We start from the raw sequence: 3,804 nt of genomic DNA, 5'->3' as shown, positions 1-3,804 counted from the left end.
TCAAATAAAATATTTTTCATGACAATAAGGGAATAGGGAGTAGGGAGTAGGGAGTAGGGAATAGGGGAAATTAACGAAGTCAGAAGTTAGAAGTCAGAAGTCAGAAGTTATTTTTGTAACGGGGATTTGAGCAAAGCTCCCAAAATATTTCGCCGATCAAGGCAGGGTTTTAGACCCAATTATTTTGATAATTAATGATTTGTGTACAATAATCAAAAATAAAATTGATTATTGGAGATGTCTACTGTTTAAGACAATAAATTTAAGCTCAAAGGAAATAGGGAATAGAGAATAGAAAAATATCCTAATCTTAATGCGTAGCACTATAGTATCCTTAAGTTATATTGACTTGGAAATTTTTAGCATAGGTAGTAAAGACAAAATATGCAAAAGCAATACTATTTCTTGAATTAATTTAATGTCTCAATCGACAACTCTATTATCTTATTAAGAATTTTCCTGAGTCAAGTTAACATATTTTCTTAGTCTTACGAATAATCCTTATCATAAAAAATATAAACTGAAATACATCATCAAGGAGAAAAATTAATGGATCTAGTCAGACTCCAAAACTCATTGGACAATATCTCGTTTGCTGTCTTATTTTGCACCATGCTGATTTATTGGGTAGGTGCTGCTTTTCCTCGTATCCCTTATCTCTCAGTTTTGGGTTCTACAGGAATGGCGATCGCTAATCTCTGTATTGCAACATTACTTGGCGCTCGTTGGTTAGAAGCTGGTTATTTCCCTATTAGCAATTTGTACGAGTCTCTATTTTTCCTAACTTGGGGACTTACTACTATTCATCTTATAGCTGAAAATATGAGTGGCAGTCGCCTAGTAGGGATTTTTACCTCTCCAGTTGCTATGGGTATTTCTGCTTTTGCTGCCCTAACTTTGCCTTCCAATATGCAGATATCTGAACCTCTGGTCCCTGCTCTAAAATCTAATTGGTTGATGATGCACGTTAGTGTGATGATGTTGAGTTATGCGACTCTTATGGTGGGGTCTTTACTGGCGATCGCTTTTCTAATTATTACCAGTGGCCAAAAAGTAGAACTTAGTGGTAGTTCTTTTGGCACTCGTGCTTATAGAAATAATCATTTCGTGAAGCACTCGCAGAATTTGCAACTGCAAACAGAAGTTGGTCACCTAAACGAAATGAATAACAACCATGAACCTTTTCCCCTATCTACAAACAATGGCCATAGTAAAACTGCTGTCTTGGAAATGACCCAGGTTACTCAAACAGTTGAGGCAGAAACAACCCTTTCACCTGAGCGTTTGAATATTGCTCAAACCCTAGATAACATTAGTTATCGTATTATTGGCTTAGGGTTCCCACTGCTGACTATTGGGATTATTGCTGGAGCAGTTTGGGCAAATGAAGCTTGGGGTTCTTATTGGAGTTGGGACCCGAAAGAAACTTGGGCTTTAATTACTTGGTTAGTATTTGCAGCTTATCTTCACGCTCGTATTACTAGAGGATGGCAAGGGCGAAAACCTGCTATTTTGGCTGCTACCGGATTTGCTGTAGTCTGGGTATGTTATTTAGGAGTAAATCTTTTGGGTAAAGGTTTACATTCCTATGGTTGGTTTTTTTGATTGAAAAGCAATGGGGTATAAGGAGGAAAGAGGTAAGTTAAAAGTTAAAAGTTAAAAGTTAAAAGTTAGATTTTATAGACTGAAGACTTTAGATAGTAGAGTAATTTCAAGGGATTATTTCACATCTAACAGTTTGAAACTATTTTTGACTAAAAAATTGTATCTCAAGTTTCCCCTTTTAAGAGGATGAAAAAAATATTCGATTCAGTATTTCAAGCTGGATGCTTGAGGGGAAAGAAATGATAATTGATAACTGATAACTTAATTTACTTTCTTCTTTCTTCCTTTATTCAGAATAAATCCAGGATAATTATTATGGAAACTGAAGTTCATCTATTAAATAATGATGATGTTTTGTCTACAGGTGCTAGTCTTTTAATGTTTCAATGTACATTTAAAGTTAGTGAATATATAACTATGATTTTAGCTAGGTTAGAGTCGGAAAATTTATTTGAAGATGGGCTAGAATGTCAATTATTGAAACCTGGTTCTTACTGGAAAAAAGGAAAGGTAAAACTTCGTTTAGAATTTTATACAGAAACTTATGATACTGTTTCAAAAAAAGGGTTATCTGAAACTGCTGTTAGTTCTATAGCTCAGTCCTTGACTTATCTAATACAAAATTCTGAAGAAATACCACAGGATGTAGGAATGTGGAGTTAATTTGTGATGATTTATCATTCACCAGTTAGTAGTTTTTATTTGAACTTTTTAGTAGGTTATTTTTTCTAGTCTATCTAGTCTATACTTAATTTTATAGGGTGCATCTCAATTTTGAATAAAGCCAAAAATTTATCGCTTTTAGGGAACAGGGAACAGGGAATAGGGAACAGGAAACAGGGAATAGGGAATAAGAAAAAAGTATTTTTGCAAATATTTTAGATGCACCCATTTTATATTGTTTAACTGGAGTCATTGGAACTAAGATAATCAGTTAAGCAAAGGTATTTTAAAGTCTACAAAAATACTTTTTATTTATTTCCGACTACTTAGCAATAGAGAAATAGATTAGGGTATCCTTCTGTTTCTTATTCCCTATTCCCTGACAACCATAATTTGTTATCCTACCGAAAAGACATAGTGCTATAGGGTTACCCGAAACTCAAAAGTAACTCATGCAAAAGTTCAAAGTAATCTCTAAGTAGGTTTCAGGATTTAGCAATTTCAAACAGCTAATTGAGTAGTGCTATATAACTAATGCCATTTCTCAAAAACTTTTCTAAATTTTATTAAGCAATTAAGCAAGAGAGTGGGTAGGGACGTTGCATGGAACGTCCCTACAGAGAAGCAAACATCAGAATAATTAAGATGCTCCTAGGGTGCTAATTATTTAATAATTGAAGTGCTACCTAAGTAGAGCAACACTTTTGAGATTTGGTATAACCTTAAGTCATTCAAAAACTGTATTGAATAAAAATCAAGCCTCACGTTAGTAATCAAAAAAACTAACATATAGTAATTCTCGCTCTTAGTGAAATACACAAATTTTATATTTTCGGCAATAGAGAAGAGAAAAAAATACTGTATCTCATTAATAAGAGAACTGCTATATTTGCCAATAGCTCAAAAAACTTATGGAGAAATATCTAGAAAAAATCGTTAGAGGTCGTGCATCTTGAATTGTTACTCTAGGTTATCAAACTTACAAATCCCCTACCTAGCAAGAACCTAATAATGATACTCTAAAATTTTCGACAAATAAATACTGAATTCAAGCTTTTATAGCGTTTTTCATATAGATAGATTACAGTTAGTACAGGCAACCCAAAAGCATTTCCCTACTTCCTACTTCCTACTTCCTACTTCCTACCCCAAAATTATTTTGTGGTCTACTTAAATTAAAAGTGCTGTAAATTTTAACTTCTGTGAAAAGGTATCGGACAGATTTTAGCAATGGAAAATCAACTTAATTTTCAAAAAAAAAGTTATTCTGAACTCCTACTATATCTGGCTTTAAATATAAAAGACTTTCAAATATTACCCAAAATAAAATTAGAAACTGACTTACCCCAGAAAGTTAGAGACAATATCAAAACTTATTTTTGTACTTATAAGTCTGCTTGTGAATTTGCTAACCAGATCTTCCTAGAAATTCACAATCCTGGTGCGATAAAAAAATACTGTCAACAAAGCAAAATAGGGAAAAAATTACCAACTGCATTTTATATTCATATCTCTGCTTTAGACAAACTTCATCCA

The 3,804-nt window shown here is 33.3% G+C and carries 2 protein-coding genes and 1 pseudogene; all 3 read left to right on the top strand.

Translation table 11 applies throughout. The features are described from left to right. The first annotated feature begins 549 nt into the window (after positions 1 to 549). The gene (gene ccsB, locus F6K22_RS35080; RefSeq protein ID WP_293109102.1) at positions 550 to 1,605 is read left to right on the top strand and encodes a c-type cytochrome biogenesis protein CcsB; all 1,056 of its coding nucleotides are present in this window, start codon (positions 550 to 552) and stop codon (positions 1,603 to 1,605) included. A gap of 315 nt (positions 1,606 to 1,920) precedes the next feature. Next, positions 1,921 to 2,268 (top strand): KGK domain-containing protein, encoded by a 348-nt coding sequence (locus tag F6K22_RS35075; protein WP_293109099.1) that lies wholly within the window; start codon positions 1,921 to 1,923, stop codon positions 2,266 to 2,268. A gap of 1,230 nt (positions 2,269 to 3,498) precedes the next feature. Further along, a pseudogene (locus tag F6K22_RS35070) lies at positions 3,499 to 3,804 on the top strand (DNA phosphorothioation-associated putative methyltransferase); the annotation flags it as partial.

Origin of the sequence: Okeania sp. SIO2F4, assembly GCF_010672385.1 — a bacterium.
GTDB lineage: Bacteria > Cyanobacteriota > Cyanobacteriia > Cyanobacteriales > Microcoleaceae > Trichodesmium.
This window is presented reverse-complemented; position numbering and strand designations above follow the sequence as displayed.